Origin of the sequence: Porphyromonas sp. oral taxon 279 str. F0450, assembly GCF_000292995.1 — a bacterium.
Lineage (GTDB): Bacteria > Bacteroidota > Bacteroidia > Bacteroidales > Porphyromonadaceae > Porphyromonas > Porphyromonas pasteri.
This window is the reverse complement of the sequence record NZ_ALKJ01000033.1, coordinates 69,872-95,538: the sequence shown is the minus strand read 5'-3', so window position 1 is coordinate 95,538 and position 25,667 is coordinate 69,872. Positions and strand designations below refer to the sequence as shown.

Sequence of the window (25,667 nt, the reverse complement as noted above, 5' to 3'; positions counted from 1 at the left end):
CCCGCCTTAGCATACTCCAGCCCCACAGCTTCGTACACATAGTGACGCTGCGTATCATAGACACAGAGGATCAGTCCCGGAAGACCCGAGAACTTCCAAGGCCCGACACTAAAGGGTAACTCATCGGTATACCAAGCGATGAAGTCACGCCCTCGAAAGTGGGTCTTTGCTCGGCGACAAGGGTAGTCGAGGAGGGTCGTATCTCCAGGAAGCGACTCCCACCTTTGTGTAGGAATAGGCTCCTCGTAGAGGTACTCATCTACGACTATGTTGTTCTGCTCTGTAAGCACACCGCTCCTCATATCCGCAAGGATCATCTGATAGTCCCCCGCCTGCTGAGAGAGTGCGCCCATATAGAGCGGTAAGATCTCCATCCAAGTCCGCCCTTGAGCAGCCGAGGCATCACGCAGTGAATCGATGCGCGCTGCCCCCATCGTCCACTCTTTCGTCGCATGCGACCCCACCTGCAGAAGACGCCAAGCCTCACCCTCCCGCTTCAGGTTGGCCGTGTCGGGGCGGTAGGTACACTTATATAGTAGTCGAAGTTTCGCGGTATCAACGACCATCTTCTTCACGGAGTCGACTCGCTCCGTACCAAGCTTACCCAGCGAGGACACTTCCTGAGCAAAGGCCGTAGGGATAGAGATAAGGACAAATAAAATGCCTACCAATAGGGTACTGGCTTCAACACATTTATGACGAAGGGACGTACAGGTGCGTGGGGGTACTGCCAAGTCTCGTGGACGAGGGAGCAAAGAAAAGAGGAGTTTCTTCATACGATGATTTAGATTCTACGGCTGCGTAGTATGTGTCTTAATGGAGATTGCGTACTCCACTGCAAGTATATAAAAAAACACCCACACCAACTCGAGACTGCGACTTTAGATTCCTGTCCTCCATTTAGAGTGCTAAGGCATCGCACGCCCAGCTCCCCGACATGCCTCTCCGAAGCGATGCGCAAGCCCTGCGCCTTATCGCGAGTATTCCTCTCATCCAGCGGAAGGAAAGGCGTCATTCTCGTGAAGAAAAAAGCGCCTTCACGTAGTGATATTCTTCTATCTCGCACGTAGTCTTAAAGACCAAGCACGCAAATCCAAATATCCACGTACGTAGATATTAGAGCCACGTACGTAGTCCAAACTTATCTGACACTCGTCCACAACTTTTATCCCTACGAGGAGCAACAACCTAATATAGGTCGCGTCACAAAGCTATACGGAATCAGTCCAAAGCTATATAGCATTCTTCACCATCCTATATAGCTCTATCCACCCATATACCTATATGAAACTATTGCGCAAGGTCTCATAAGGAACAGCATCTCCCCTACCCGATAAAAGCCCGCCCCCGAGGCCGCTGACTATGGAGCAGTCAGACAGCCTCGGGGGCGGGTATTTAGAGTGGCAATGTGCGGTGCCTTACTTGCGCTGCTGCGAAGTCACCTTCACCACCGAATAGTAATCCGAGTTGTAGCCGTGGAAGGGGAACGTGAAGGAAAGCGTACCCTTCTTGAGGTCGATCTTCCCTTCGGGCTTCACGTAATGGCCTTCGGTAGCATTGATTTCAGCCGTACGATCTTCGTCGATACCCGTATTGGAGAGGATGCTGTACAGCTCCATCCCATCGGCCGACTCGACCGTCTCCTTGAAGGTAGGCTCAGCTGCGATCTTCGCCATCACACGCGTCCATACCGAGGACTCGTAGGTGAAGGGTACGACGATGGGGCTATCTGACTCGTCTTCACGGAGCGGATAAGTCGCAGGCATACCCGAGAGACGCTTGCCCGTGAAGGCGAGCGTACCTGTGGAGGCATTCACACGGACGTTGTCCAGCACGACATTGAAGGTCTCAGGTGAGGACTGCGTCCAGTTGATCGCCTTCATCACCTCCAGACTTGATGTCCCTTCGGCATAGAAGTAGATGAGATTATCGACCGTATAGCCGTCCCAGAGTTTCTTATAGATATCGTTCAGACCAAGGGCGTTGTATGAGAACTTCAGTACGGGCTGGTCGGCCGTAGTACGGTCACTCAACTCGACGAGCATCGTAGCACCGCTGATGCGCCAGGTGGCCTTCGAACGGATATCCCTACCATAGTCAGGGTCGGTAAAGCCCGCCCAGTCAACACTCCCCTCGACCGTATGATAGCCGAGGATCGTGGAGAGGTCGATACCCTTGGCACGATAGCCGTCGATGAGCGCCTGCTGAGCAGCTGTGGGTGTCCACACGGGGAAGGGCGAGATCGTGATCGTCAGATCGCCCTCGACCATCAGACCCGAGGCAGCGGACGTGACGGAGAGCTTGGCCTGCTGCTGGGTCGTCACGTCCTTAGCCGAAGGTGTGATGACGACCTCTCCCTCGAGCTGACCTGCGGGGATCGTAAGCGTCTTCGAGGAGAGCGTGAGGGATGAGGCAGCTTCGCCCGTAAGATTGAGCTGTAGCGTGACCGCATCCGTGCGACGAGAGGTCAGTCGTACGGTGACCTTAATAGGAGAGGTAGAGGTCGCAGCTATGAGCACCGAGCGAGAGCCGTCGGGCAGACGCAGCTGGATCTTATTCTCCCCACGATACTTATTGTCGGGGGTATCCTTCGCACACGAGGGGAGGAGCGAAAGGAGGAGCAGGGAGAAGAGCCCGATGGCCCCGATGCTCCGTAAGCGATGATAAAGGGAAGTCTTCATAATGGAGATACGATAGTAAAAGGATGAGATCAATGGGTAAGCTCAGGCCACCCAGGGTTCTGTGCCCCGAGGTTCTTATTCGAGCGCTCGGAGGCGGGCAGTGGCAGGGTGCGCTTGTAGCTCCCTGCTGGTAGTGTGAGGGAGACACGCTCCTCATTGGGGGTATAGTGCTTGATAGGTAGTCCCAGACGCTTGAGGTCGAAGAAGCGTAGGCCTTCGCCGGCGAACTCCCGAGCCTTCTCGGCGATGATAGCATCGATAAGAGCACTGTCCGTCACGGTCGAAGCGACCTCATCTGCACCGACCAGACGGAGGTAGCTATTGAGGAGGTCGCGTGCAGCCGTCTGATCACCACTGCGAGCCAAGGCCTCAGCACGCAGGAAGATAGGCTCGGTCGTGCGGACGACACAGTTGTAAGAAGGGAGCCCTCCAGCGAAGAGGAAGGCAGCATACTTCCCGATGATCTGCAGCGAGCGGGTCGTGGTAGCATCGACCTGCAGGGTGCTGTCAAGGGCATAGCTGCGATGACGGAGGTCCGTCGAGGCAAAGTAGCTTCGCTGGGGAAGCTGGTAGGTCGCATTAGTAGCCGACTTCGCCTGAGCGTAGATACTATTATAGTAGGTCACGGGCACCGAGCTGGCGAAGAGGGCTATAGTAGATGCACCCTGCGACCAAGCAAGCGGTGTCGTGGGGACCATCGACGCGGAGAGCATCGCGGGAACGAGTGTGCGGGTCACTTCCTCGGCCTTAGCCCATTCACCAGCATAGAGATAGAGGCGAGCAAGGAGTGCACGAGCCGTAGCGGCATTGACGAAGCCTGGGGCAGAGCCGTAGGGCGGGCGCGTCGTCGTGTCGAAAGCCGTGAGGGCTTCCTTCAGCAGACGCTCGATAGCCTGCACCGTCTCGGCCTTTGTGCTACGTGGAAGTTCCTCACGCTCCACACGGTCCTTGAGGATGATCCCACCCGTATGCTTGGCATCATCATAGGGTGTAGCGAAGAGCTGGAGGAGCTGGAGGTAAGAGAGCGCCTTGAGGGTCTTCGCCTCACCTGCAAGGTAGTCGAGCTGGAGCTGCTCAGCAGAGGAGAGTCGTGAGCGGAGGTCGGGGAGTCGAACGAGCACAGCGTTCGCATCCTTAATGGTCTCGTAGTAGCCCGACCAGAGGTCAGAGGCCAGACTCTGCAGGGCATAGTCGGTATAGGCATAGAGCTGCGCCATCTGCGGGCTTTGGCTGGCACGATGCGTGGGCACCAGCTCGTCGGAGAGGAGACTAAGCTCGAGCTCTACCTTCGGATAGGAGCTATAGGCGGAGGCAAGCGCCTCATAAGCCGTCTGCACGGAGGAGATTGCCTTCGGGTCGGTCAACTCATTCTCCACGGGGATATCCAGTGAGCAAGCCGAGAGGAAGGGTACCACCGCGAGGACAGAGCAGAGCATCCGTAGCACAGAGCGTCGGAGAAGCAAGGACATCAGAAGTTGAGATTGAGGTGAAGGGTAAGGACGGGCTGCACACCGAGGTCATAGGTACCCGACTCAGGGCTACCACCCTTATACGGCGTAAGCGTGAAGAGGTTCGATCCCTGTAGGGCTATCGTAGCGTACTTCACGACATCGCCCAGATGGTGTAGCAGCGATGAAGAGAGGCGGTAGCGCAGGCTCAGCATCGAGAGACGCAGGTAGTCACTGCGCGAGATCATCCGCGTATTGGGATAGTGCGAGAGGTTGTTGAAGGTCTGCGTCCCCGCTCGTGGATTGGGATAGAGGCGATCTTCGTCACCGAGGGCGAACCACGTGCGGGACACCTGCCCTGCGATGGCATTCTTATTTACATCGGAGACCCCACGCACGTAGGTCATCGAATAGGCCTTGAAGCCCCCGAAGACATAGTAGAACTGCGCATCCAGCTCCAGCGCCTTGTACCCGAAGGTCAGGCCGAAGGTACCCGTATAGGGTGGTGTGCGGTAGCCGATACCCACGAGGTCATCGCGCACGATCGTCTTACCGAAGCTCTGCTCTGCCCCCTGTCGGTCACGGAACATCAGTTCGCCCGAGAGTGGATTGACCCCAAGAGCATCCAGCCCATAGACATAGTCGTAGGAGCGCCCTACCTCGTAGTCGGGGTAGACATTGTCGCCCGAATAGAGGGCGGTCTTCCCATAGAGGTCGAGCACCTTACTGCGGTTGTAGGCCAAGGCTGCACGGAGCGAGAGGCGCCAGTCTTCACCGCTAAGAAGGCGAGAGGAAGCAGAGAGCTCCACCCCCTCATTACGCAGACTACCGACATTATCCAGCATCGAGAGGAAGCCGTTGCTCGCTGGGATATCCGTCATGATCAGAGCATCCTTCGTATCGCGGCGGTAGAGGTTCACATCGAGCGTGTGGGCATGAGCCAGCTGCACGGAAAGGCCGAGGTCCACACTCTTGAGTTGCTCGGGCTTCAAGCGGTCATTGTAGAGGGTAGAGAGACGGATGAGGCGATACTGATCTGCGTAGAAGGAGCTCTGCTGGTAGGAGAAGATGGGCACAGCTGAGGCTGAGGTAATCCCCCCGAGGCTTGCTGTCAGCCCCCACGAAGCCTTTAGTCCAAGCCCCGTCAGTAGGCTTCCACCACGGAGGAAGGGCAGAAGCTCCTCAAGATGCAGGCCTCCACCGAGTGCCCACGCGGTATTCCAGCGCTTGTCACGGGGCAGGAGGCTTGAGGCATCCGCCTTGTAGGCAGCGAAGAGATCGAGCTTCTTATCATACGTATAGCCCGTAGCCAGGCCGAAGCCCAGCTGAGCGGATGTGGCGTTAGAGCCGGAGAAGTCGGGGCGGAGGTCTGCTGACGTGAGTCCCTTGTTCACCCCTGCCAGATACTCCTGCAGGCCGATACCATGCCCCGTCACCGAGAGCAGGCGGCCTTCGCTGTAGTAGTAGTCGGTATTGGCAGAGATACTGAAATCGTGCTTCTCTGCGAAGAGACGCTGGTAGGTCGCACGAAGATTAGCCGAGTAGTTGAAGTCGGTATTCTTCCCCACAGAGATCATCCCTCGCTCGATGGGACGGCGACGCGTCACCTCACTGTAGGCCGTAGCGGGAGTGATCTGCTCACTCTCATTGAGCACGTAGTCAAGACCAAGGACAGCATCCAGCTGCATCCCCTCGAAGGGACGGAGGTTAGCACTCAGACTTGTACCGAAGCGGATCTCCTTCGTCCAGCGACGGAACTGTCCCGTGAGGTCGCTGTACTTGCGTCCAGGGTAGGAGAAGAGCTGTGTCGAGCTCTTCGTCTCATAGGGGTTAAGCTCGTAGACCAGCTGCTGGGGGCTGAAGTCACTGCTATTCGGGCTATTCGTCTTAGCATAGCCTCCCGTGAGGCCAAGCGACACGAAGCCGAGGCGACTCTGCCAGTCGAGGCTATTAGTGAGAGTGAAGCGCTTGGTATCATTGCCCTCCAGCTGCCCACCTTGGCGGGAGAAGTTGCCCGAGACGTAGTAGGTCACATCTTGGCTCCCACCACGCAAGCTGAGGTTGTGGCTCTGATAGGAATTGGGGCGAATGAGGTCGTGCCACCAGTTCGTATGGATCTGACGCAGGGAATCAAGCTGTCTGCTCCCGTAGGCCAAGTACTCCTCTCGCGTCCACGTCGGGGCGATACCGAGCGTCGACTGATAGCTCTGACGGAGGTCGCTGAGCGTCGCAGACGAGATGAAGTCTGGGGAGAAGAGGTAGCCCGGCGCGGTGGTCACCTGCATACGGCGCTCCAGCTCGAGCTTCTCATCCGTATCCATCATCGTCGTAGTCTGACGGCCGCGTAGCGTAACACCGGCCTGCGTACTGAGGCTAATCGACATGGGGCCCGAGACACCACGGCGTGAGGAGATCTCCAGCACGCCATTGGCAGCCTTCACCCCATAGAGCGCTGTCGCTACGGCATCCTTGAGCACCTTGATCTCACGGATGTCAAGTGGATTGAGCGTCATGAAGGCCTGTGGAGAGATGATCTTCCCATCGAGCACATAGAGGGGCTCATTGGCAGCATCGCCCTTGGTGAAGGAGTTATTGCCACGGATACGGATCTCTGGCTTCATACCGAGCTCACCACGATTGACGACAGTGAGCCCAGGCACAGCACCCTGAAGCGCCAGTGAGAGGTCGATCATCGGCTTCTGCGCAAGGAGCTTCATATCGACCTGTGCCACGACACCCGAGCGGGCACGTAGGTCAAGGGCATTGATATTGGGGCGGGCACGGACGACGACCTCCTTGATCTCCCCGACGGCATCCTCGAGGACGACACGGAGCGGATGACCTTCGACGAAGGTCACTTGCTGGGTCTTCTTTCCGACAGCGGAGAGGGTGAGAGCTTGGCGTCCGTCCTCGGGCCGTGTGGCAAGGGTCAGCGTGAAGCGACCGCCTGCATTGGTCATCGTCTTAGCATTCCCTGCTCGGACGATCACCCCGTAGAGGGGGCTACCATCCCGCTCAACGACGGCGCCTGTGATGGTGAAGGCCGTCGTCTGCTGAGTGGTCTGTGCAGCAGCAAGAGGAGGTAGAGCGAGCTCAGCACTAAGCGTCAGGCTCGTCAAGAGGGTCAGCAGGAGCTTGGTCTGCGGCATATATGAGGGTAAAAGAAACTACTTTGACTCAGCAGGTAGGGCGTCCTCGGGGACGTAATAGACTTGACCATCCTCCATCTCATAGGCGACACCGACACGGCGACCGCGGGAGCTGGACTTATCGGTCTTCTCATTAGAGGGGGTATAGCGCTCGATCTTACCGCCCTTCTTCGTGATGATCTCCATATTTTCCTTCCCTGGATTCTTCACCACAGAGAAGTCCTCCTGTGTGAAGACCTCGGTCATATTCATGTTCATCACCATAGCGACCATGAGGGAGACGGCGAAGACCATGGATACGTCGAAGAGGTTGACGACGACGGTCAGAGGGTCGGTATCTTCACCCTGCATGAGCTTGCTCGGGCGGCGTGGCTTGCGTCCCATAGTTACTTCGTACGGCTATCAAGAAGGAGTGAAGAGATGTAGTCAAGGAGTGCTACATCCTTGGTATACCAGCGCTGCTTGTACTGTAGAGTCACCAGACCCGCCAAGCTGATCACCAGACCGACGACGGTGGTAGCAAAGACGACCTGCATATTATAGGCCATCGCACCGATATCCCCGGAGGAGAGACCGACGAGCGCAGGGCTCATAGCGATGAGCGTCCCGACAAGACCGAGCACGGGACCGACCTTCGTCAGGAGCTTAGAGAGGGAGAGGTCCTTCTCGCAGACATTCTCGTAGCTGCTGATGACGTAGTTCGCATAGTCCTCCGTGAGGCCTTCGCGCGTGAGCAAGTCATCAAGGTGGTCAATAAAGGGAGAGCGGTTGGACTTAGGCAGGCGGCCCGACAGCTCGGAGAGGTTCCCAGCATTGAGAGCACGCACATCGCCGAGGAGCGTATTCATACGACGACGCTGCATGAAGCTATTGTAGAAGCCCCCGACGAGGATGAGCGAACGGATAAAGAGGATGATGAGGAAGAGGATGTCGGGGATGAGGAGGCTATTCGAGATGACGAAGAGTACCTTGGATATCTGATCCATAAGTGCGGGTATATTATATATTATTTGTGTTTAAGTGATCGACGGATACGGGGAGCGAAGTAGCCCACGGCAAAGCACAGCAGTCCGATGCCAAGGGTCAGCACCAGCCCACTCCACTGGATGGGGCTCTCGGTGGGTGCCATACGGATGGTCTCATCGACCGAAGCGATGATCCCGAGGATGAAGACAAAGAGCTCTACTAAGAAGAGCACCTCCAGACGCTGCTCTTCCTCGGGCAGGAGGAAGCGCAAGAGGAAGGTAAGGCCCAGCAGGAGCACCACCGTCCCTGCGGCAAGGAGGAGGGAGACCACCCCGAAGGCCATCCCAGGCAGGGCGAAGATCAGCGTCGACTGCAGATAGAAGAGCACGGGGAAGATAAGCACCCCTGGATAGAGGCGTAGGAGGAAGGCTATCACCCTACCCCTTCGACCACGTGGGTGACTCAGACGGGAGAAGCTGTAGGCCACGATGAGTGCCACATCCAGCGAGATGAAGATGGCTGCATACTCACGTAGCGAGCGGTCGGCGATATAGGCTGCGAGGCCGGTCTTCGTCTGCTCGATCGCATAGGGATAGGTCAAGTAGACGAAGACAGCTGCCACGACAGCAAAGAGTGTGGGGATGATCCAGCCCCGCTCAAAAGAGAGGCGTAGCACGGAGGCTACGATGATGAAGAGCAGGAGGATCTGGACGACGAGTTCCATCAGCTACACCGAGAAGATAGAGGTTAGCATCAGGGGACTACTCAGCATCACGGCGACGCTTGATACGCAGGAGGACGAGGAGCCCGATGAAGAGGACAGCTACCCCAGCTACGATCCATAGACCATTGAAGCTACGCGTCACGGCTCCAGCCTGATCAGCGACCGTCTCCTTCTTCATCACCATACCATTCTGGCTGGGGGCATCGGCCGAAGAACCTTCGTCCATCTGCTTCATCTGAGCTTGGTACTGCTTGGCGGCCTCGGGAGAGAGCTGCTGGGAGATGAAGGCACGGAGCTTCTTATTGTCCGCCGACATACCACCACCTGAGGGGCCGTACTTAGCCACGAGCTCCGAATGACGCTGGGCAAGCGTAGAGAGCTGCTCGGGTGAAGCCTTCCACATCCCCTTACGAGCCGTCTCAAGCATCACAGCTGTGATCTCCTCGAGGGCTGCGGGGCTCTTCCCTTCGAAGGCCGAAGCGACACCGAGGTTATTGACGTCGCGGATATACATATCGTAGAGCTGATCCCAGAGCTCCTTGTCGATGACCTCGGGCTTCATCACATTCCACCCGTAGGTGTTGGTGACGACCTCGGTGATATTAGCGACACTGTTCGCGCCACCAGCCAGGACTTCCTTCACGTACTCAGGGTTGAGGACGGTAGCACGGCTCTCGACGCCGATAGCCTCCTTAAGGTCCTGCATACGCATGTTGCTGTGGTTGCGGTAGTCAGCGAGATAGGTATCGGGATCCTTCCCCGTGACATTACGCACCGAGAGCGTAAGACCACCCATGAACTCATAGACGTGGTCGAGGCTCAGCGCTCCCCAAGTATTATTCTGACGGGGCTGCACGACGACGTCGGTATTCTTGAGTGCAGCACGGAAGAGGGGCTTGACGAAGCGTCCCCAGTCCTCTTGCTTACCGGTGTATGCAGCACCCATATTATTCAGATAGACATCAGCGATCTCCTTCTCTTGCTCCCACTTGTCTCCAGAGGTGACCATCTCCTGGATGCCGGTACCATACATACCATTGACACCACCGAAGATGCGGACGTTCGCCAGCTCACGGGCTTCCTTAGGCGAAAGGCCCTGCTCGACGAGCTCCTTCTCCGTGGCGACAGAGCCAGCAGCGACATAGTTTTCCTGATCTTCCTTACCAAGAGAAGCGACCAGCTCGACGGCCTTCGTGATCAGCGCCAGGCGCGAAGCTGCGAGGTCACGGAACTGTCCCGAGGTCTGGATGACGACGTCGATACGTGGGCGACCCAACTCGGAGGTGGGGATCAAGCGAACATCCTCGACCGAGCCAAACTGCGAGCGCACGGGCTCGACCCCGAGCATATACAGCACCTGGGCGATAGTCACCCCTTCAGTCTCGACGAATTCACTGCTCCAGAAGGTATAGCTGACCTTCGTGGGATACTTGCCGTGCTGCTCCTTGTAGGCCTTCAGTGTAGCCTGAGCGAGCTGTACGCCCTGACTCCACGCACGCTGCGAAGGTGTGCTCTCAGCACGGACCGAATAGAGGTTGCGACCCGTAGGCACAGCCTGTGGGTTGGCGATGGCATCACCACCCGACGAGGGTGCGGTGAAGCCCCCGTTGAGGGCATTGATCGTAGCATCAAGCTCGAGGCGAGGGCTATTCTGCAGGGCATCACGATAGGTGATGACGTTGAGGATAGCACGCTCCAGCTCGGTGACGGCCTCCATCTCATCCCGCTCCTTCTTCGATGGCTCGGGCGTGTCGGCAGCGTGTCCCTGAGGCTTACCCCCTGGGTGCCCACCAGGATGACCAGCGGGCTTATCCTTGAGGCTACCGCCACGGATCTGATCGAGGCGAGTAGGCTTACCTCCCAACTTACTGTTATCGCCCTTGGCAGCAGCCATAGCCGCCTTCATACCCATGGGCTTCTTAGGCGCAGCGAGTGCATGGATACGCTCCAGCTGCTCCTTCGTGATACCACCATAGGAGAGGACGGTAGCTTCGCTCACCGAGCCCGAGGCGAGGATGCCACGGACGAGCTGCTGAGCGGGCTGGAGATACTCCTTATAGAAGCGGTGCTTATTGCTTGTATTGTCGATGGGCTGAGCGGCACGCAGACGATCCAGTCGAGCCTTGGCGTAAGCGATGGGATCAGCCGTCATCGCCAGCACAGTGGAGGTCGTCTTCGCTGGGGTATAGCGCACGCCCGTGACATAGAGCTGACCATTGACCTTCTCTGAGGCGATCTCCTCAGCGAAGTTGTCGATACGCTCGACGTCCTTAGCGGTATAGGGCTTCGTGAGGATCGAGTCTAAGCGGAGCTCACGATGGATACCGAGGCCGACAGCGAGCTTCTTCACCGCCAGGCTCTGCGTATCCTTCGCCGCAGGCTCCTTCAGCTCGTAATACTTCTCGATGGCCTGCTGCAGGTCGGAGAAGATATGACGCGTCTTGCTCTCGTCGAAGGGAGGGGTGATATAGGAGATGAGGCTACCATAAGAGCGACGCTTAGCCATCATGCTCTCCCCGATATTCCCGATCGTGTAATAGTAGAAGTGTGGGTAAGGTGCGATGAGTGCTTCACCCCAGTCATTGGCGCTGAGTGCGACCTGCTTCTTCGGGGTGAACTCCAAGCTCCCATGCGTACCGAAGTGCATCAAGGCATCTGCCCCGAAGACGTGGCGAGCCCAGAGGTAAGCATTGACATAGGGATAAGGGGGAGGCGAAGCGGCACCGTGCACGATAGCGAAGTTGTCACTACCGATACCCGCTACAGGCTGAGGGAGCAGGACGACATTGCCGTACTGGATGCGCGTAGCAGCAAGCTGTGGTGTACCAGCCGAAGAGGTACGGGTCATGTAGCTCCCTGGCGTGGGGCCGTAGGTTTCCTCCAGCTCCTTGATCTGAAGGGGCGTCAGGTCTTCGGCAATCCACTTATCGAAGTCCGCCTTATCGACCCAAGCAGGATTACCCGTCTTGAGGTATTCCTCCATCTGCCCGCCAGCGATGGACTGGATGACGGGACCTTCGCGCATCAGCTGCGCCTCGAAGGCCTTCACATCCGTAGGGAGCCCCGTGAGGTTATAGCCCTCAGCCTTCAGGCGGAGCAGGAGGTTGTAGAGCGAGGGCACGACTTCGAGACCCTGCGCTGCGAGCGTCTCCTGCCCAGGGCCCTTGAAGTAGTAGATAGCGAGCTTCTTCTCGCTATTGGGCTTGGTCTGCAGGGTGAGGAAGCGCTGCACCAGCTCGGTGAGCTTCTTGAGACGCTCGGGTACAGCCTTGAGGACGTAGAGCCCGTCGTCATTCTTCTCCTGCGTAGTGAGTACGTAGGGATAAATAGCTCCATCAAGCTCGGGCATACCGAGGGTCTGTGAGAGGAAGCCCCCCATCATACCCTGCGGATCAGCCTCCCATTCCTCACGACTGGTCATGAGCGTCAGGGGAGCGATGACGGGGATATTGCGCTCACGCAGGTATTCGACGACGCGATCCCCCCCCATCATCGAGATACGTCCGTGAGGGAAGTGGATGATGAGGTCAGGTGAGACCTCCTGGATGAAGCGGAGGCGGTCAGAGAAGGAAGAGATGGGATAGACATTGAGCCCCGCACGGTCGAGGCTGGTGATGAGGCTATCGAGGTTCTGCTTATTGCCGCTGAAGGGATCGTTGAGCCCCCCGATGACGAGGACCTTCTTCGCCCCCTCATGATAGAAGCCCTGCTTCTTGATATAGGCTTCGTAGTCGGCGAGTTTATCGAAGGCGACGTTCTCATCAAGATGGTAGTAGACGTCGGCCGAGCTGGGAGCTACCGAATCAGGCTCGGGAGCGAACCACTTCTTCCCGTCGATATAGCGACGGATATAGTGTGACAGAGAGCGGTAGTTCTTCTTATTCCCGTTGTCGAGATACTCGCTGATGCGCTGGTCCTTAGCTGCATCGAGGCTGGAGATCTCATTCTCCTTCGTCGTAGCATAGACGACCTTGATAGGGAGGCCCTTATCACCCAGCTTCTTGATCTCGGCACGCTGCTCATCATTCCACTTGAGGCCCATACCGAAGGCCAGGACGCAGTCGTAGCTGTCGAACTTATCGATATCCCCCTGCTCCAGCTCGTCATAGCGGACGTGCTTATTGTCGTTGGAAAGGATGATCCCCGAAGACTGATAGCCGGGGAAGTTCACCAGGGCGATGCGCGTCGTCGACCCATAGCGTCCCCAGACAAAGTAGGCGACGAGGGCGACAAGGGCGAGGGCAATCCCTCCGAAGAGGAAGCGACGCAGGCGCTTACTACGGGATGCCGATTTCATGTCACTCATATAGCTTATAACTTATATATTATCTCTGCTTCATGTTCCCCACAGACCCGCATAGACACAGGGGTGGAAATTAGCAAGCAAAGTTATAGGCTACAAGGAGGCGAGTAAATACCTATGAATAGTTATTTGCCCCCACATAGACAACCTATATATAGGTATAGACACAACTTATCGGCGTTAACTCTCCCCACATCTAATGAGACTGCTGCGGCAGAGTCCTGCTCTCTATTTATTGTGCTAAGGCATCGCACGCCCAGCTCTCCGATATGCTTCTCCGAAGTGATACACAAGCCCCTCGCCTTATCGCGAGTATTCTTCTTATCCAGCGGAGGGAAAAGTGTCCTTTTCGTGAAGAAAAAGCGCCTTACGTAGTGGTTTTTCCGCATCTATGTACGTAGTCTTAAAGACCAGGCATGTAAATCTAAATATCCACACACGTAGATATTAGAGCCACGTACGTAGCCCAAACTTTTATAGCACTCCTCCACAACTTTTATCCCTACGCGGAGGAACAACCCAATATAGGTCACTTCACAAAGCTATATAGGAATCAAGAGAAAGCTATATAGGAATCAGGCCAAAGCTATATAGCTTTCTTCGCCATCCTATATAGCTCTACCGACGCACCTATACACCTATTATATGGGACCATTGCGCAAGGCACAAAAAAGCCCCACCGATCACAAGCGGATCAGTGGGGCGATGGGGTGTGGCCTACACGGAAGGGTAGCCAGCTACTTGATGGGGACGTGGAGCACCTTGCGCTCGCCGATGAAGCCCTCGAGGGTCTGCCCGATAGCTATAGGCCCGACACCTGCGGGTGTCCCTGTGAAGATGAGGTCACCCATACGTAGCGTCTGGAAGCGGCTCACATAGGCAATCAACGCATCAAAGCTATGGATCATCTCCGAGCTATCGGCCTCTTGCACCACCTCTCCGTCCCGCCGTAGCGAGAAGGCGATGGGGCGCTCGGGATAACCCAGAGCCGTCTTGTCCAGCCACTCTCCTACGACAGCCGAGCCGTCGAAGACCTTAGCCTCCAGCCACGGACGACCCTCAGCCATAGCATGTCGCTGGATGTCGCGTGCCGTAAAGTCAATACCCACCGTCACACGATCATAGTAGCGATGGGCGAAGCGCTCAGCGATGCACTTCCCCACCCGACTGATCTGGATGACCAGCTCCGCCTCATATTCGATGGACGAACCCATATCGGGGAGGAAGAAGGGCGTGCGGGGCTTGAGCAGCGCATCGCCCTTGTGGAAGAAGAGTGGAGGAGTATCTACCGCCTGCTTAGGAAGGCCGAGCTGAGGAGCTTCGGCTACGTGCGGGCGGTAATTGAAGCCTACGCCTAAGATCTTCATCGGCTGGAGCGAGGCTTACTGGTAGGGGTAGTAGGTTGACTTTCCTGGAGCACCTTCATGCGGGTGAACATCAGTGCCAGGTGCGCATACATCGAGGTATTCTGCACGACGACGTGGTCGGGGGTCTGGATGCGAACGGGCGTAAAGTTCCACAGCGCACGGATACCAGCACGCACCAGGCGATCGGTCATCAGCTGAGCTTGTAGGATAGGTACGGTGAGGATGGCGATCTTGATGCCTTCGCTCTCGATACGTGTCGCCAGCTCATCGATATGATAGACGGGGATCCCCGAGACTTCCGTACCGATGATATCCTCAGCGACGTCAAAGCCTGCGGTCACCTCAAGGCCGAACTGCCGTAGCCCCTTGTCCGAAAGGAGCCCAGAGCCCAAGCTCCCGACACCGACGAGAAAAGCCTGATGACGCTTCGTGAAGCCGAGGAATTCCTCGAGGTAGTTGATGAGAGCCTCCGTCTCATAGCCGACGCGTGTACGCCCCTGAAGCTCTACGTACGAAAGGTCCTTTGCTACGAGCGCAGCATCGACTCCGACACCCGAAGCAATACGGGGCGAGGAGACGTACTTATGTCCTTCTGTTTGGAGAAGCTTTACAAAGGAGAGATACCAAGGGAGTCGGCGCAGCGTCGGCTCGGGGATAATCCCATTGCGCTTCTTCTCGTCCTTAGATTTAGCCATTTATAGTCGTTTAAGTAAGTGATCTTATTCCTGATGAGTACAAATTTACGAATTCAATACGAAGCCTCGTAGTATATCCCTCCCGACAAGAGCGCGACAGCCAGCTATCCCGTAAGAGGATAGCTGGCTGTCGCACTTAGTTAGGCCTATCGATCTCCGCAGAGAAGTGAAGGCTATTCGTCTTCGGAGGCTGATGCTGGAGACTGGATACCGCCTGGCAGTGCCTTCTTCGTCTTGGCTCCCAGCGCCTTCAGCTTATCGAAGCGGCCGAGGATATCGCCACGACCATCACGCAGCTGGCCCTTAGCTTCACCGAACGCCTTCTGCGCATCCTCGAGCTTGCTCTCGATCTTGAGGAAGGTCTCGGAGAAGGTGGCGAACTTATCATACAGCTTACCCGCCTCGTCGACGATCTGCAAGACATTGCGCTGCTGGCTATCACGCTGCCACATATCCTGCGCCATACGCAGGGCAGCGATGAGGTTCGTGCCGTTGATGAGGACGACATTCTTCCGATAGGCTTCCTCCCAGAGGGTGGGATCGTGGGCGAGCGCTATGGTGTAGGCGGGCTCATTGGGGATGAAGAGCATGACGAAGTTCGGCGAACCCTCGGTGTACTCTTCGTAGCGCTTGCCTGAGAGCTCATTGATATGCTTGCGTAGGCTGAGGAGGTGCTCCTTGAGTGCTTGGTCACGCTCCGCGTCTGTCTCAGCGGCGACATAGCGTGCATAGGCTGTGAGGCTGACCTTACTATCGATGACGATGGCACCCCGATTGGGGTAGCGCACGATGACGTCAGGGCGAAGGCCACCACGGTTATCACCCGTCGTGATGACCGCTCCCGATTCATCACGCAGCGTCTCCTGCACGAAGTAATGCTCTCCTCGAATGAGCCCGCTCTGATCAAGGATGCGCTCGAGGACCAACTCACCCCAGTCGCCCTGCACCTTACTATCACCACGCAGGGCACGTGTGAGGCTGGTGGTCTCCTGACTGATCTCCTGACTGCGAAGGATGAGCTTCTCAATGGAGTCCTTGAGGTTGAAGCGTTCGCGCGCTTCTTCTTGATAGGTCTTATCAACCTGCTCACCGAAGCGCTTGAGATCCTCACGCAGCGGAGAGAGGGTCTCCTTCGTACGCTTGTCGAGATCTTCGGTACGCTCGCGCATGATGTCATTCGCTACAGCACGGAAGCTATCGCGCAGCTCTTCGGCGAGCTTGCCCTTCTCTGCCTGGAGCTTCTCCAGCTCGGAGGCGAGGCTGGCACGCTCGGTCTTGGCGGTAGCAAGGCTCACAGCGGCCTCATCAGCCTTCTGCTGGAGGGCATCGTAGCGCTGGCGGAGCTCTTGATGTGCCTCGGCAGTCGTCTGGAGCTTCGTCTCCAGCATCTTGAGCTCGAGTGCCTTCTCATGCTCGGCACGCTCAGCGGCTGCAGCTACGTCAGTCAGTTCTTTGATGCGCTTCCCTGCGTAGAGGAAGAGCACGAGGAAGACGAGGCAGAGTGCCCCAAGGAAGTAGATCATCGTCTAATAGGAAGGTAAGTGGATGTGTCAGCAGGGGAAGCCCCCGTGAGATATAAAGATAAGGAGAAGGCTTGAGACAGCAAGAGTGCGCCTCAGAAGGCATCATCGAGGAACGAGAGTGCCGCCTCGGACAGGGGTACACTGTGATCGATATGCACCAGCCGCTGATTGCGACTACCACGGAAGTAGAGACGCGGGTCAAGAAGGCTCTGGACGAAGGGGCCATCGACGAGCACATCGATGAACTCCAGCGCGGGGCGATGCGCCTCTGACTGCAGGAGGTACTCCACCGTATAGCCCGTGTAGCACCAGATCGACAGCCCCGTCTCACGTCGTAGGCGTGCTAAGAGCGTAGTAAGAGCTGTGGGATCATAGAAGGGATCTCCCCCAGAGACGGTGATGCCGTCCAGGAGAGAATTGCCCCGTATCTCCGTGATCATATCGCTGAGCACCTCCTCGGTAAGGGGAATACCCGCCTCGGCCGACCAGCTCTCGGGATTGTGACATCCCGGGCAAGCGTGGCGGCAACCAGCCAGATAGATTGAGTAGCGAAGGCCTGGGCCATCACTGATACTCTCACGATAGACGTTGAGGAGGCGCACGGAGACGGGGTGAGGAGTGGGATGGATAAGACGAAGCCTGGAGTCCGTCGGCGGGGAGCCGCCTCGGGACCCAGGCTCTTCGTCAGCTGCTTAATAGTATGAGTTGGGAGGATCAGTGATGCTTCACGCGGTCGTGTTCCTCTGCCTGCTTAGCAGAGTTCCAGCTCTCGAGGCTACCGGTGAGATAGCCCGTGATGCGACGCAGACGAGCGATGCGATCGCTGGTACAGACGGGGCACTTATCGTAGATGATCCCACGATAGCCACAGTCCTGACACGTATCTACGGGGTGGTTGATCGAGCCGTAGCCGATACCCGTATCCTTCATCGTCTTGACGAGCTTGAGGATGACGGAGACATTCTTCTTCGCCTCGCCATCGAGCTCGATATAGCTGATATGCCCACCGAGCGTGATCGCATGGAAGGGCGCTTCACGACGGATCTTGTCGTGCATACCGATCTCTTCGCGCACGTCGACGTGGAAGGAGTTCACATAGTAGTCGAGGTCATTGACCCCAGGGATGATGCCGTAGCGCTTGCGGTCCATGCGGGTGAAGCGCCCCGAGAGACCTTCGGCAGGAGTAGCAAGGACAGAGTAGTTGAGGTGGTACTTCTGCTTGTATTCGCGCACGACTTCGTTAATCACCTGCACGGCATCATAGAGCGTCTGCCAAGAGCGGTCGCTGCGTCCATGGCCCTCACCATAGAGAGCCATCATCGCATTATGCCCGCCGATGAAGCCGATACCGAGGGTGCCGCTGTCGAAGACCGAGCCCACTTCGTCCTGTGGAGCGAGGGCTGCACCACCCTTCCACACGTCATTACCCATCATGAAGGGGAACTGACGAGCTAAGGCCGAGCGCTGGTAGAGGTAGCGCTCATGCAGCTGGTCACCGATGAAGGTAGCCATCTCACGCACCGACTCGAGGAAGAGTACCCTTGCACGCTCCTGCTGCTGCTCCACAGGAGCCGTAGGGAGCTCACGCTGGGCACGGCGAGAGGCTTCGATAGCCAGTCGGGGCAGATTCATCGTCGTGAAGGAGAGGTTCCCACGCCCAACAGAGGTCTTGGGCCCGCAGACATTCTCGAAGACGCGCGTGCGGCAGCCCATAGTAGCGATCTCATGCAGGTAGCGCTTCGGGTCATCGGCGCGCCAGAGCTCATGCTGGTTGAAGGGCGTATCGAGGAAGACAAAGTTCGGGAAGAGAGCGTGCGACGTCGTCTTACACGCCAAGAGCAGGAGGTCGAAGTTCGGCGTCTCGAAGGTATACTTCCCCGCCAGCGCACCAGCGAAGTCTGCCTGTGCCTTCGCATAGTCAGCCTCGGAGTAGTTCACGCCCTCCTTTACCTTGAAGATCTGGATGGGGAAGATAGGCACCTCGCCCTGGCCTAAGCCCTCGACGGTAGCAGCGAGGAGCTCACGGATGACCATACGCCCCTCTTCGGAGGTGTCGGTACCATAGTTGACCGAGCTGAAGACGACCTGATTACCACCACGCGAGTGCATGGTATTGAGGTTGTGCACGAAGCCCTCCATCGCCTGATGGGTCTCGCGCTTGGTGCGCTGATAGGCTTCTTCGAGGGCAAGACGCACGGCCGTAGCGGGGAGCTGACAGCCGATACGCTCAAGGCCGGCAGCGAGAGCTTCGGCTGCAGCATCGGTATGAGCGAGAGGGGGCTCGAGGCCACGGAGTGCTTCGACGAAGCCCTTACGCTCCTCATCCGTGAGGCTTCTCCCCGAGAGGAGACTATGCGCATAGAGGAGGCGGTCGGCGAGCTGACGGATAAAGGTCTTACGCACGCCAGGGGCCATGAAGAAGTCGAAGGCTGGGATAGCCTGCCCGCCGTGCTCCTCGTTCTGATTCGTCTGGAAGACGATCGTCGCGAGTGTGGCGTAGCTCTGGATATTCTGTGGGGTACGGATGCTCCCATTCTTCGTGTGGAAGCCTCGCTCGAAGAGATCCGCCAGGTCGTACTGCACGCACGTAGCGGTCTTCGTAGGATAGTAGTCTAAGTCGTGGATGTGAATATCTCCCGCAGCGTGAGCACGAGCGAAGGGCGCCGAGAGGAGGTACTTCATCGCATAGTCCTTAGTCACCTCAGAGGCGAAGGTCATCATCTGCCCCGAGGGCGTGTAGGCACTCATATTCGCATTGCCCAGATTGATATCATTCTTCTCGATGGAGACGATACCATCCATAGTGCGCTTGAGGGTCGTGCGCTTCTCACGCTGGACGGTGCGCCACTCACGATAGATGATGTACTTCTTGGCGACCTGAGGCGCGAGGTTCATCAGCTCAGCCTCGACACGGTCTTGGATCTCCTCGACGGCGACCTGAGCATTGCGATGACAGAGCTCTGTCTGGATGAGTGACTCGATACGGAGAGCATAGCCTTCTTCATCGATGAGGCCTGCCGCACGGAAGGCCTTATCGACGGCACTGCGGATCTTCTCGCCATCATAAGGTTGCTGACTTCCATCCCGCTTGAGGATGTAAATCGACTCTTGTCCCATAGGATCTTAAGTAGTTGTGTAGTTGTGTAGTTAGGTTGTGGTTGGCCGACCCTTTCTTCCTCCCTGATCAAGGCGATTGATCTCTTCGGGGGGAGCAACGTCGGGTACTGGGACAAATGTATGCATTTATCCATAGGGTTACACACATCCGAAGGGAAAAGTTATCCACAACCTCTACAGCCCGCTAAGCATCGGGGTATTGCTCGCGACATCAATCAGTAGTTGTACACCGATCGGTTAAATTATCTTTCGAAATTAAGATCGAGGGAAAGTTTTTTTGACTCTTCGGGACAAAAAATATCCACCCGCCGAAGGTGGAAAACGTAGCCCCTATTCACAAGTTCCTCAAGCCCCCCAAGAGGCAACTTATATCGGGAGTGAAATCCCCGCCATCTCCTCAGCAAAACAACAGGCTATACCACAGCATCATAGCCACACCTCCACAGATCAAAAAGGCGACTACTACTGGTCAGCAAGCAAACCAGTACTACTCACCCTATCGTACCAGTACTGCTCACACGAGTGACCAGTACTGATTTCATAATAGGTATAGGAGTACGCGGGCAGAGCTATATAGGATGGCGAAGAAAGCTATATAGCTTTAGACTGATTCCTATATAGCTTTGTGAAGTGACCTATATTGGGTTGTTGCTCCGCGTAGGGATAAAAGTTGCGGACGAGTGGCAGATAAGTTTGGACTACGTACGTGGATCTAATATCTACGTACGTGGATATTTGGATTGACGTACCTGGTCTTTAAGACTACGTGCATGGATATGGAAAAACTACTACGTGAAGGCGCTTTTTTCTTCACGAGAACGATGCTTTTCCCTCCGCTGGATAAGAAGAATACTCTCAGTAAGGAAAAGGGCTTGTGTATCACTTCGGAGAGGCATATCGGGGAGCTGGGCGCCGATGCCTTAGCAGAATAAATAGCGGACAGGACTCGCAGCAACAGTCTCTTCCCTCTCCATAGAAGCGAAGCTGCAAGCTCTAATAGCCGCCCCTCTCCCATCCATATATATACGACACGCCCCGCGCTGGATCGGACGATCACAGCGCGGGGCGTATACCGTAAGAAAGGGAAGGAAGCGAGGCCGTAGCCTGCCGAAGAGGCGAACTTAAATCATCGCTTCGACAGCCCAGACGAAGGCGCGAAGTCCTTGGTCAGGCGTCGCTTCGTCCAGCGCACGCAGGCGCTCCAGCAGCTCGGGGACACGTGTCTCGGGAGCGATGACGTACATCACCGAGTTCATCGTAGGCCAAGCGTGGTCACCGATATGCGGCTCCCCCGTCTTCGAGCCACGGCCCTGAGCCCGCTCGAAGGAGGTGTAACCACGGAGGCTCATCTTAGTGAGCAGGCGCACGATGATATCGTGATAGGCCTGATTGTAGGTGATGAAGACGGTCTTCATCGGCTGCTCGGGGGCGAACATTTGATACTTATCCATAGCGTGGTGGGGGGATTAGTGTTTGGCAGCAAGCGCCTTCTCTGCGGCGCGCGTAGCGAGCTTCTTCTCGAGCTTCTTGCGCTCACGGACAATACGACGAGCTTCGAGAGCAGCGTAAAGCGTGGGGATGAGGACGAGGGTCACCAGCGTGGAGATCGAGAGCCCCCAAGCGACTGTGATACCCATCGACTGCCACATCTCAGAGCCTTCACCGATACCGAGGGCCATAGGCACCATACCGAGGACGGTCGTAGCCGTCGTCATGAGCACAGGGCGCAGACGGGACTTACCGGAGGTCGTCACGGCCTTAGCGATGCCCATACCACGCTCACGGCACAGACGGATGTAGTCGATGAGCACGATACCATTCTTCACCACGATACCGATGAGCATGATCAGACCGATGAACGACATCGTGTCAAGTGGCACCTGCGTGATCAGAAGGCCGAGGAAGACACCCGAGAAGGCAAATGGCACGGAGAACATGATGACGAAGGGGTCAACAAGGCTCTCAAACTGTGCTGCCATCACGATGAAGACGAGCATGATGATCAGAAGCATCAGCGTCGTGAGGTCGCCGAAGGTCTCCTGCTGGCTCTCGTAAGCCCCCGTGATCTTGTAGCTCACATTGCCCGAGGGTACGGGGTGAGCGGCGAGGACTTCGTTGAGCTTCCCGACAAGCTCACTCAGCTGGACGCCAGGCGTAGGTGTGAGGGAGAGCGTGATGACACGGCTACGGTCCTTACGCTCGATAGTAGGAGGCGTGAAGGCTTCGTCAATATGCCCCAGATCAGAGAGGCGAAGAGTCTTACCCTGAGGCGTATAGACCTGCAGGCTGGAGAGGTCTTGCAGAGACTGACGCGCCCCAGGAGCGAGGCTGACACGGATATCATACTCATTCCCATCCTCACGAAAGTACGAAGCGATGGTCCCATTGACAGCAGAGCGCAGATAGGAGGATGCCGAGGCTAAGTTCAGCCCGTTCTCGGCGAGCTTCTGGCGGTCGAAGACGAAGCGAATCTCAGGGACGTAGTCCTTACGGCTGATGGTGACACCCGAGGTCGTGCTACTCTTCTCCATCTCCTCACGGAGCTGACGCGCATAGGTATCGGTCTCGGAGAAGTCCTGACCATAGATCTCGAGCGTGACGCCACTTGTATTATTACCGTTGGCACCTCCGCCCGTCGTCACACTATACGAAGATAGTTCGGGGTAGGAGGCGAGGAGCTTACGGAGCTTATCAGACACTTCGTCCTGTGAGAGCGTACGCTCAGAGCGGGGACGCAGACCGATGTAGCCCGAGATGATATTGGAGCCATTGTCCTGTATGAGCGACCAAGAGTCGCCGTCACCAGCCTGCCCTACCGTCATGGATGCGGTCTGGATGGCGGGGATCTCCTCACGCATACGCTTGTCGAGGTCGAGGCTCAGACGACGCGTCTCATCGACACGGGTACCGACGGGGAGCTCGGCCGTAACCTCGATGAAGCCCACATCCTGCTTCGGCATGTACGAGGTCTTGATGAAGGTGAGGCTCGCAAGACTGAGAGCGAAGATCCCGAAGGCGATAGCCACAGTCGCACGGCGGTGACGGACGGCCCAGCCCAAGAGGTGAGCATAGAGCGCATCCAGCTTACCGAGGAAGGCATTGATAGGAGCGAAGATCTTCTCGGACAGTCGGCTCTTCTTCTCATTGCGCTTCAGGAGCTGCGAGGTGAGCATCGGAGTCAGCGAGAGTGCCGCTGCCGTAGAGACGATCATCACGATACTGATACTCCACCCCAGCTGGCGGAACATCAGCCCAGCTTCGCCGGGCATCATCGTCAGCGGCAGGAAGACGGCGAGCATCGTCAGCGTAGAGGCGACGACCGAGATACCGACCTCATTGGTAGCATGTACGGCAGCTTGCTTGGGATAGCTCCCGCGCTCAATGTGCGTCGTGACGTTCTCCAGTACCACGATAGCGTCGTCGACTACCATACCGATGGCGATGGAGAGCGAGGAGAGCGATATGACGTTCAGCGAGTTCCCCGAGACGAGGAGGTAGATGAACGAGGCGACGAGCGATATCGGGATCGTGAGGACGATGATGAAGGTAGCACGCCAGCGCCCGAGGAAGAAGAGGACGACGAGCACCACGATCACGAAGGTGATGATGATGGTCTCTTGGAGCGAATCGATCGTATTGACGATGAAGCTCGAGGTATCGATGAGATAGCCGATCTTGACGTCCGAGGGGAGGTTTTGCTGGATCTCGGGAAGGGCAGCACGGATCTGGCGGGCGATCTCGACAGAGTTCGAGCCTTCCTGCTTCGTGATCATGACGATAGCACCGCTCTTCCCATTGACGAAGTTCTCCTGCCGGCGCTCCCCGACGGTATCCTTGATCTCAGCGACGTCGCGCAGATAGATGTCCTTCCCGCCGACACTCGTCACGATGATCGAGCCGAGCTGCATAGGATCGGTGAATTCCCCCTGCACACGGATGGAGTTGGTACGCGAGCCGAGGTCAATCTGCCCCGCAGGGATGTTCACATTCTCCGCACCGATGAGCTGGGAGATCTGCGCCAGAGTGAGGTGGTAAGCCTCGAGCTTCGTGGGGTCACAGTAGACCTGCACGACGCGCTTAGAGGCACCGGAGATATTCACCGTACCGACGCCATCGATACGCTGCAGGCGGTTGCTGACACGGTCTTCCAAGAGCTTCGACAGCCCAGAGGCACTCTCCTCGGACTCGACCGAGAGGATGGCCACAGGGATCGAGCTCGTGCTGAACTTAAAGATTGTCGGCTTCTTAGCCCCCGCAGGCAGGTAATCCGAGATCGCATCGAGCTTGTCACGGATATCATTCGTAGCCTCCGCGATGGCAGTACCAGCGCGGAACTCCAGCGTGATGACCGAGGAATTATCCTGACTCTTCGAGGTAATATGCTTGAGACGGTCAATACCATTGAGCGAGTTCTCAAGGGGCTTGGAGATATTCGTCTCGATATCCGCGGCGCTGGCACCGGGATAGGAGGTGACGACCATGACGTTGGTCGTCTCGGTCTTCGGCATCAGCTCGACGGAGAGTCGAGAGAGTGCGAAGAGCCCAAGTACCGCTATCGCCACATAGATCAGGGCGGTAGTGATGGGCTTCCGTACGGCGGTTTCGTAAATACTCATAGCAGACGCTTAGCTGAATTACTTACGGAGCTTGACAGAGAGCCCGTTCTTGAGGTTAGAGGGCGCAGAGATGATGACCTGATCTCCAGCATTGAGCCCGCTGACGACCTCATAGAGATCCCCCTGCTGTTGACCAAGCTCTACCGCACGGTAGACGGCCTTGCCAGCAGAGAAGACATAGACATAGCGTGCACCGCTACCAGCCTGACGGACGATAGCCTTGTCGGGTACGGTGAGGGCTTCCTTCGTACCGAAGTCAAGGTGCACACGGGCATACATCCCTGGGCGGAGCTTGAGATCCTTGTTCGCCACCTCGATCTCGGTAGATACCGTATGCGTGACGGGGTCAAGCGTGGGGAAGATATTCGTGACGACACCGCTGAAGGTCTCTTCGCCGAGGGCATCGACGGAGAGGGTCGCTGCTGCGCCCTTCTTCAGGTAAGAGTAGTACTGCTCGGAGACACCGATGACAGCCTTGACGGGTGCGATCTGCTGGATGACGACGACAGGGAGCTGGGGAGAAGTCATATCCCCATTGTCGTAGTTCTTCGCCGTGACGAAGCCACTGATGGGGCTACGCAGCACGGTGTTCTCCGCAGCGTTGCCGTAGGCGAGCTTCGCCTGATCGACAGCGCTCTTAGCCTGCTCCCACTGCGCCTTTGACACGCCACCGACCTTATAGAGCTCGTCCATACGGGCGAAGTTCGTCTTAGCGTCAGCGAGCTGGATCTGTGCTTGTGATGCCTGCGTAGCCTCCATGCGAGCCACGGCCTGACCAGCGCCTACGCGGTCACCGACCTTGACGAGGAGCTGCTTGAGGCGACCGCCAGCCTGCGCGGTGATGTTATTGACCACCTTAGCTTCGAGCTGGGCGGTGAACTCCTCCGAGAGGTTCAGCGCACGCATCTCTGCGGTAGCTACCTCGACGAGGCGAACGGTGTCAGCACTCTGCTCTTCGGTAGCCTTACTCGAGGACGAGGAGGAGCAGCTGGCGAGGAGCCCAGCACTCAAGAGGGCAAGGCTCAGGGTCTTAATGGTCTTCTGCGAGATCATCTTCTTATCTTATTCTTATAGTTTG

16 protein-coding genes are annotated in these 25,667 nt (G+C 56.9%); all 16 read right to left on the bottom strand.

The window, feature by feature from the left end; genetic code table 11:
- Positions 1-671: GLPGLI family protein (locus HMPREF1323_RS07610; protein ID WP_009433539.1), on the bottom strand; the 671-nt coding region annotated here is incomplete at its 3' end.
- Between the two features lie 747 nt (positions 672-1,418).
- A complete protein-coding gene (locus tag HMPREF1323_RS07605) occupies positions 1,419-2,681 on the bottom strand; it encodes a DUF4929 family protein (protein WP_044124217.1) in 1,263 nt (420 codons plus the stop codon).
- 29 nt (positions 2,682-2,710) lie between these two features.
- On the bottom strand, positions 2,711-4,150 hold the full coding sequence (locus HMPREF1323_RS07600; protein ID WP_009433535.1) for a RagB/SusD family nutrient uptake outer membrane protein: 1,440 nt from the start codon (positions 4,148-4,150) through the stop codon (positions 2,711-2,713).
- Positions 4,150-7,278: a SusC/RagA family TonB-linked outer membrane protein gene (locus HMPREF1323_RS07595; RefSeq protein WP_009433520.1), complete on the bottom strand. Its 3,129-nt coding sequence runs from the start codon at positions 7,276-7,278 to the stop codon at positions 4,150-4,152. The genes HMPREF1323_RS07600 and HMPREF1323_RS07595 overlap by 1 nt, the downstream gene beginning before the upstream one ends.
- Positions 7,279-7,296: 18 nt before the next feature.
- Complete coding sequence (locus HMPREF1323_RS07590) at positions 7,297-7,662, bottom strand: DUF2149 domain-containing protein (protein WP_009433527.1); 366 nt, start codon at positions 7,660-7,662, stop codon at positions 7,297-7,299.
- A gap of 2 nt (positions 7,663-7,664) precedes the next feature.
- Positions 7,665-8,264 carry a MotA/TolQ/ExbB proton channel family protein gene (locus HMPREF1323_RS07585; protein WP_009433526.1) on the bottom strand — a complete coding sequence of 200 codons (600 nt, stop codon included), beginning with the start codon at positions 8,262-8,264 and terminating at the stop codon, positions 7,665-7,667.
- Between the two features lie 20 nt (positions 8,265-8,284).
- Positions 8,285-8,968 carry a hypothetical protein gene (locus HMPREF1323_RS07580; protein WP_009433567.1) on the bottom strand — a complete coding sequence of 228 codons (684 nt, stop codon included), beginning with the start codon at positions 8,966-8,968 and terminating at the stop codon, positions 8,285-8,287.
- A gap of 37 nt (positions 8,969-9,005) precedes the next feature.
- Positions 9,006-13,274 (bottom strand): cobaltochelatase subunit CobN, encoded by a 4,269-nt coding sequence (locus HMPREF1323_RS07575; protein ID WP_232203997.1) that lies wholly within the window; start codon positions 13,272-13,274, stop codon positions 9,006-9,008.
- Between the two features lie 734 nt (positions 13,275-14,008).
- The gene (locus HMPREF1323_RS07570) at positions 14,009-14,638 is read right to left on the bottom strand and encodes a fumarylacetoacetate hydrolase family protein (RefSeq protein WP_009433503.1); all 630 of its coding nucleotides are present in this window, start codon (positions 14,636-14,638) and stop codon (positions 14,009-14,011) included.
- The gene (locus HMPREF1323_RS07565) at positions 14,635-15,333 is read right to left on the bottom strand and encodes a redox-sensing transcriptional repressor Rex (RefSeq protein ID WP_009433504.1); all 699 of its coding nucleotides are present in this window, start codon (positions 15,331-15,333) and stop codon (positions 14,635-14,637) included. The genes HMPREF1323_RS07570 and HMPREF1323_RS07565 overlap by 4 nt, the downstream gene beginning before the upstream one ends.
- A gap of 173 nt (positions 15,334-15,506) precedes the next feature.
- Positions 15,507-16,856, bottom strand: a complete 1,350-nt coding sequence (rmuC, locus tag HMPREF1323_RS07560; protein ID WP_009433514.1) for a DNA recombination protein RmuC — start codon at positions 16,854-16,856, stop codon at positions 15,507-15,509.
- Between the two features lie 92 nt (positions 16,857-16,948).
- A complete protein-coding gene (gene nrdG / locus HMPREF1323_RS07555; protein ID WP_009433573.1) occupies positions 16,949-17,458 on the bottom strand; it encodes an anaerobic ribonucleoside-triphosphate reductase activating protein in 510 nt (169 codons plus the stop codon).
- 112 nt (positions 17,459-17,570) lie between these two features.
- Complete coding sequence (locus HMPREF1323_RS07550; RefSeq protein ID WP_009433565.1) at positions 17,571-19,973, bottom strand: anaerobic ribonucleoside triphosphate reductase; 2,403 nt, start codon at positions 19,971-19,973, stop codon at positions 17,571-17,573.
- Between the two features lie 1,121 nt (positions 19,974-21,094).
- Positions 21,095-21,424: a PG0541 family transporter-associated protein gene (locus HMPREF1323_RS07545; protein ID WP_009433506.1), complete on the bottom strand. Its 330-nt coding sequence runs from the start codon at positions 21,422-21,424 to the stop codon at positions 21,095-21,097.
- A 15-nt stretch (positions 21,425-21,439) separates the two neighbouring features.
- On the bottom strand, positions 21,440-24,589 hold the full coding sequence (locus tag HMPREF1323_RS07540) for an efflux RND transporter permease subunit (protein ID WP_009433501.1): 3,150 nt from the start codon (positions 24,587-24,589) through the stop codon (positions 21,440-21,442).
- An 18-nt stretch (positions 24,590-24,607) separates the two neighbouring features.
- Positions 24,608-25,642 (bottom strand): efflux RND transporter periplasmic adaptor subunit, encoded by a 1,035-nt coding sequence (locus HMPREF1323_RS07535; RefSeq protein ID WP_009433551.1) that lies wholly within the window; start codon positions 25,640-25,642, stop codon positions 24,608-24,610.
- Between the last annotated feature and the right edge of the window lie 25 nt (positions 25,643-25,667).

What these genes read in the sequence shown, in the direction of transcription:
- HMPREF1323_RS07605 (WP_044124217.1), bottom strand. Translation starts at nt 2,681, where the DNA reads ATGAAGACTTCCCTTTATCATCGCTTACGGAGCATCGGGGCCATCGGG.
- HMPREF1323_RS07600 (WP_009433535.1), bottom strand. Translation starts at nt 4,150, where the DNA reads ATGTCCTTGCTTCTCCGACGCTCTGTGCTACGGATGCTCTGCTCTGTC.
- HMPREF1323_RS07595 (WP_009433520.1), bottom strand. Translation starts at nt 7,278, where the DNA reads ATGCCGCAGACCAAGCTCCTGCTGACCCTCTTGACGAGCCTGACGCTT.
- HMPREF1323_RS07590 (WP_009433527.1), bottom strand. Translation starts at nt 7,662, where the DNA reads ATGGGACGCAAGCCACGCCGCCCGAGCAAGCTCATGCAGGGTGAAGAT.
- HMPREF1323_RS07585 (WP_009433526.1), bottom strand. Translation starts at nt 8,264, where the DNA reads ATGGATCAGATATCCAAGGTACTCTTCGTCATCTCGAATAGCCTCCTC.
- HMPREF1323_RS07580 (WP_009433567.1), bottom strand. Translation starts at nt 8,968, where the DNA reads ATGGAACTCGTCGTCCAGATCCTCCTGCTCTTCATCATCGTAGCCTCC.
- HMPREF1323_RS07575 (WP_232203997.1), bottom strand. Translation starts at nt 13,274, where the DNA reads ATGAGTGACATGAAATCGGCATCCCGTAGTAAGCGCCTGCGTCGCTTC.
- HMPREF1323_RS07570 (WP_009433503.1), bottom strand. Translation starts at nt 14,638, where the DNA reads ATGAAGATCTTAGGCGTAGGCTTCAATTACCGCCCGCACGTAGCCGAA.
- HMPREF1323_RS07565 (WP_009433504.1), bottom strand. Translation starts at nt 15,333, where the DNA reads ATGGCTAAATCTAAGGACGAGAAGAAGCGCAATGGGATTATCCCCGAG.
- rmuC (WP_009433514.1), bottom strand. Translation starts at nt 16,856, where the DNA reads ATGATCTACTTCCTTGGGGCACTCTGCCTCGTCTTCCTCGTGCTCTTC.
- HMPREF1323_RS07550 (WP_009433565.1), bottom strand. Translation starts at nt 19,973, where the DNA reads ATGGGACAAGAGTCGATTTACATCCTCAAGCGGGATGGAAGTCAGCAA.
- HMPREF1323_RS07545 (WP_009433506.1), bottom strand. Translation starts at nt 21,424, where the DNA reads ATGGATAAGTATCAAATGTTCGCCCCCGAGCAGCCGATGAAGACCGTC.
- HMPREF1323_RS07540 (WP_009433501.1), bottom strand. Translation starts at nt 24,589, where the DNA reads ATGAGTATTTACGAAACCGCCGTACGGAAGCCCATCACTACCGCCCTG.
- HMPREF1323_RS07535 (WP_009433551.1), bottom strand. Translation starts at nt 25,642, where the DNA reads ATGATCTCGCAGAAGACCATTAAGACCCTGAGCCTTGCCCTCTTGAGT.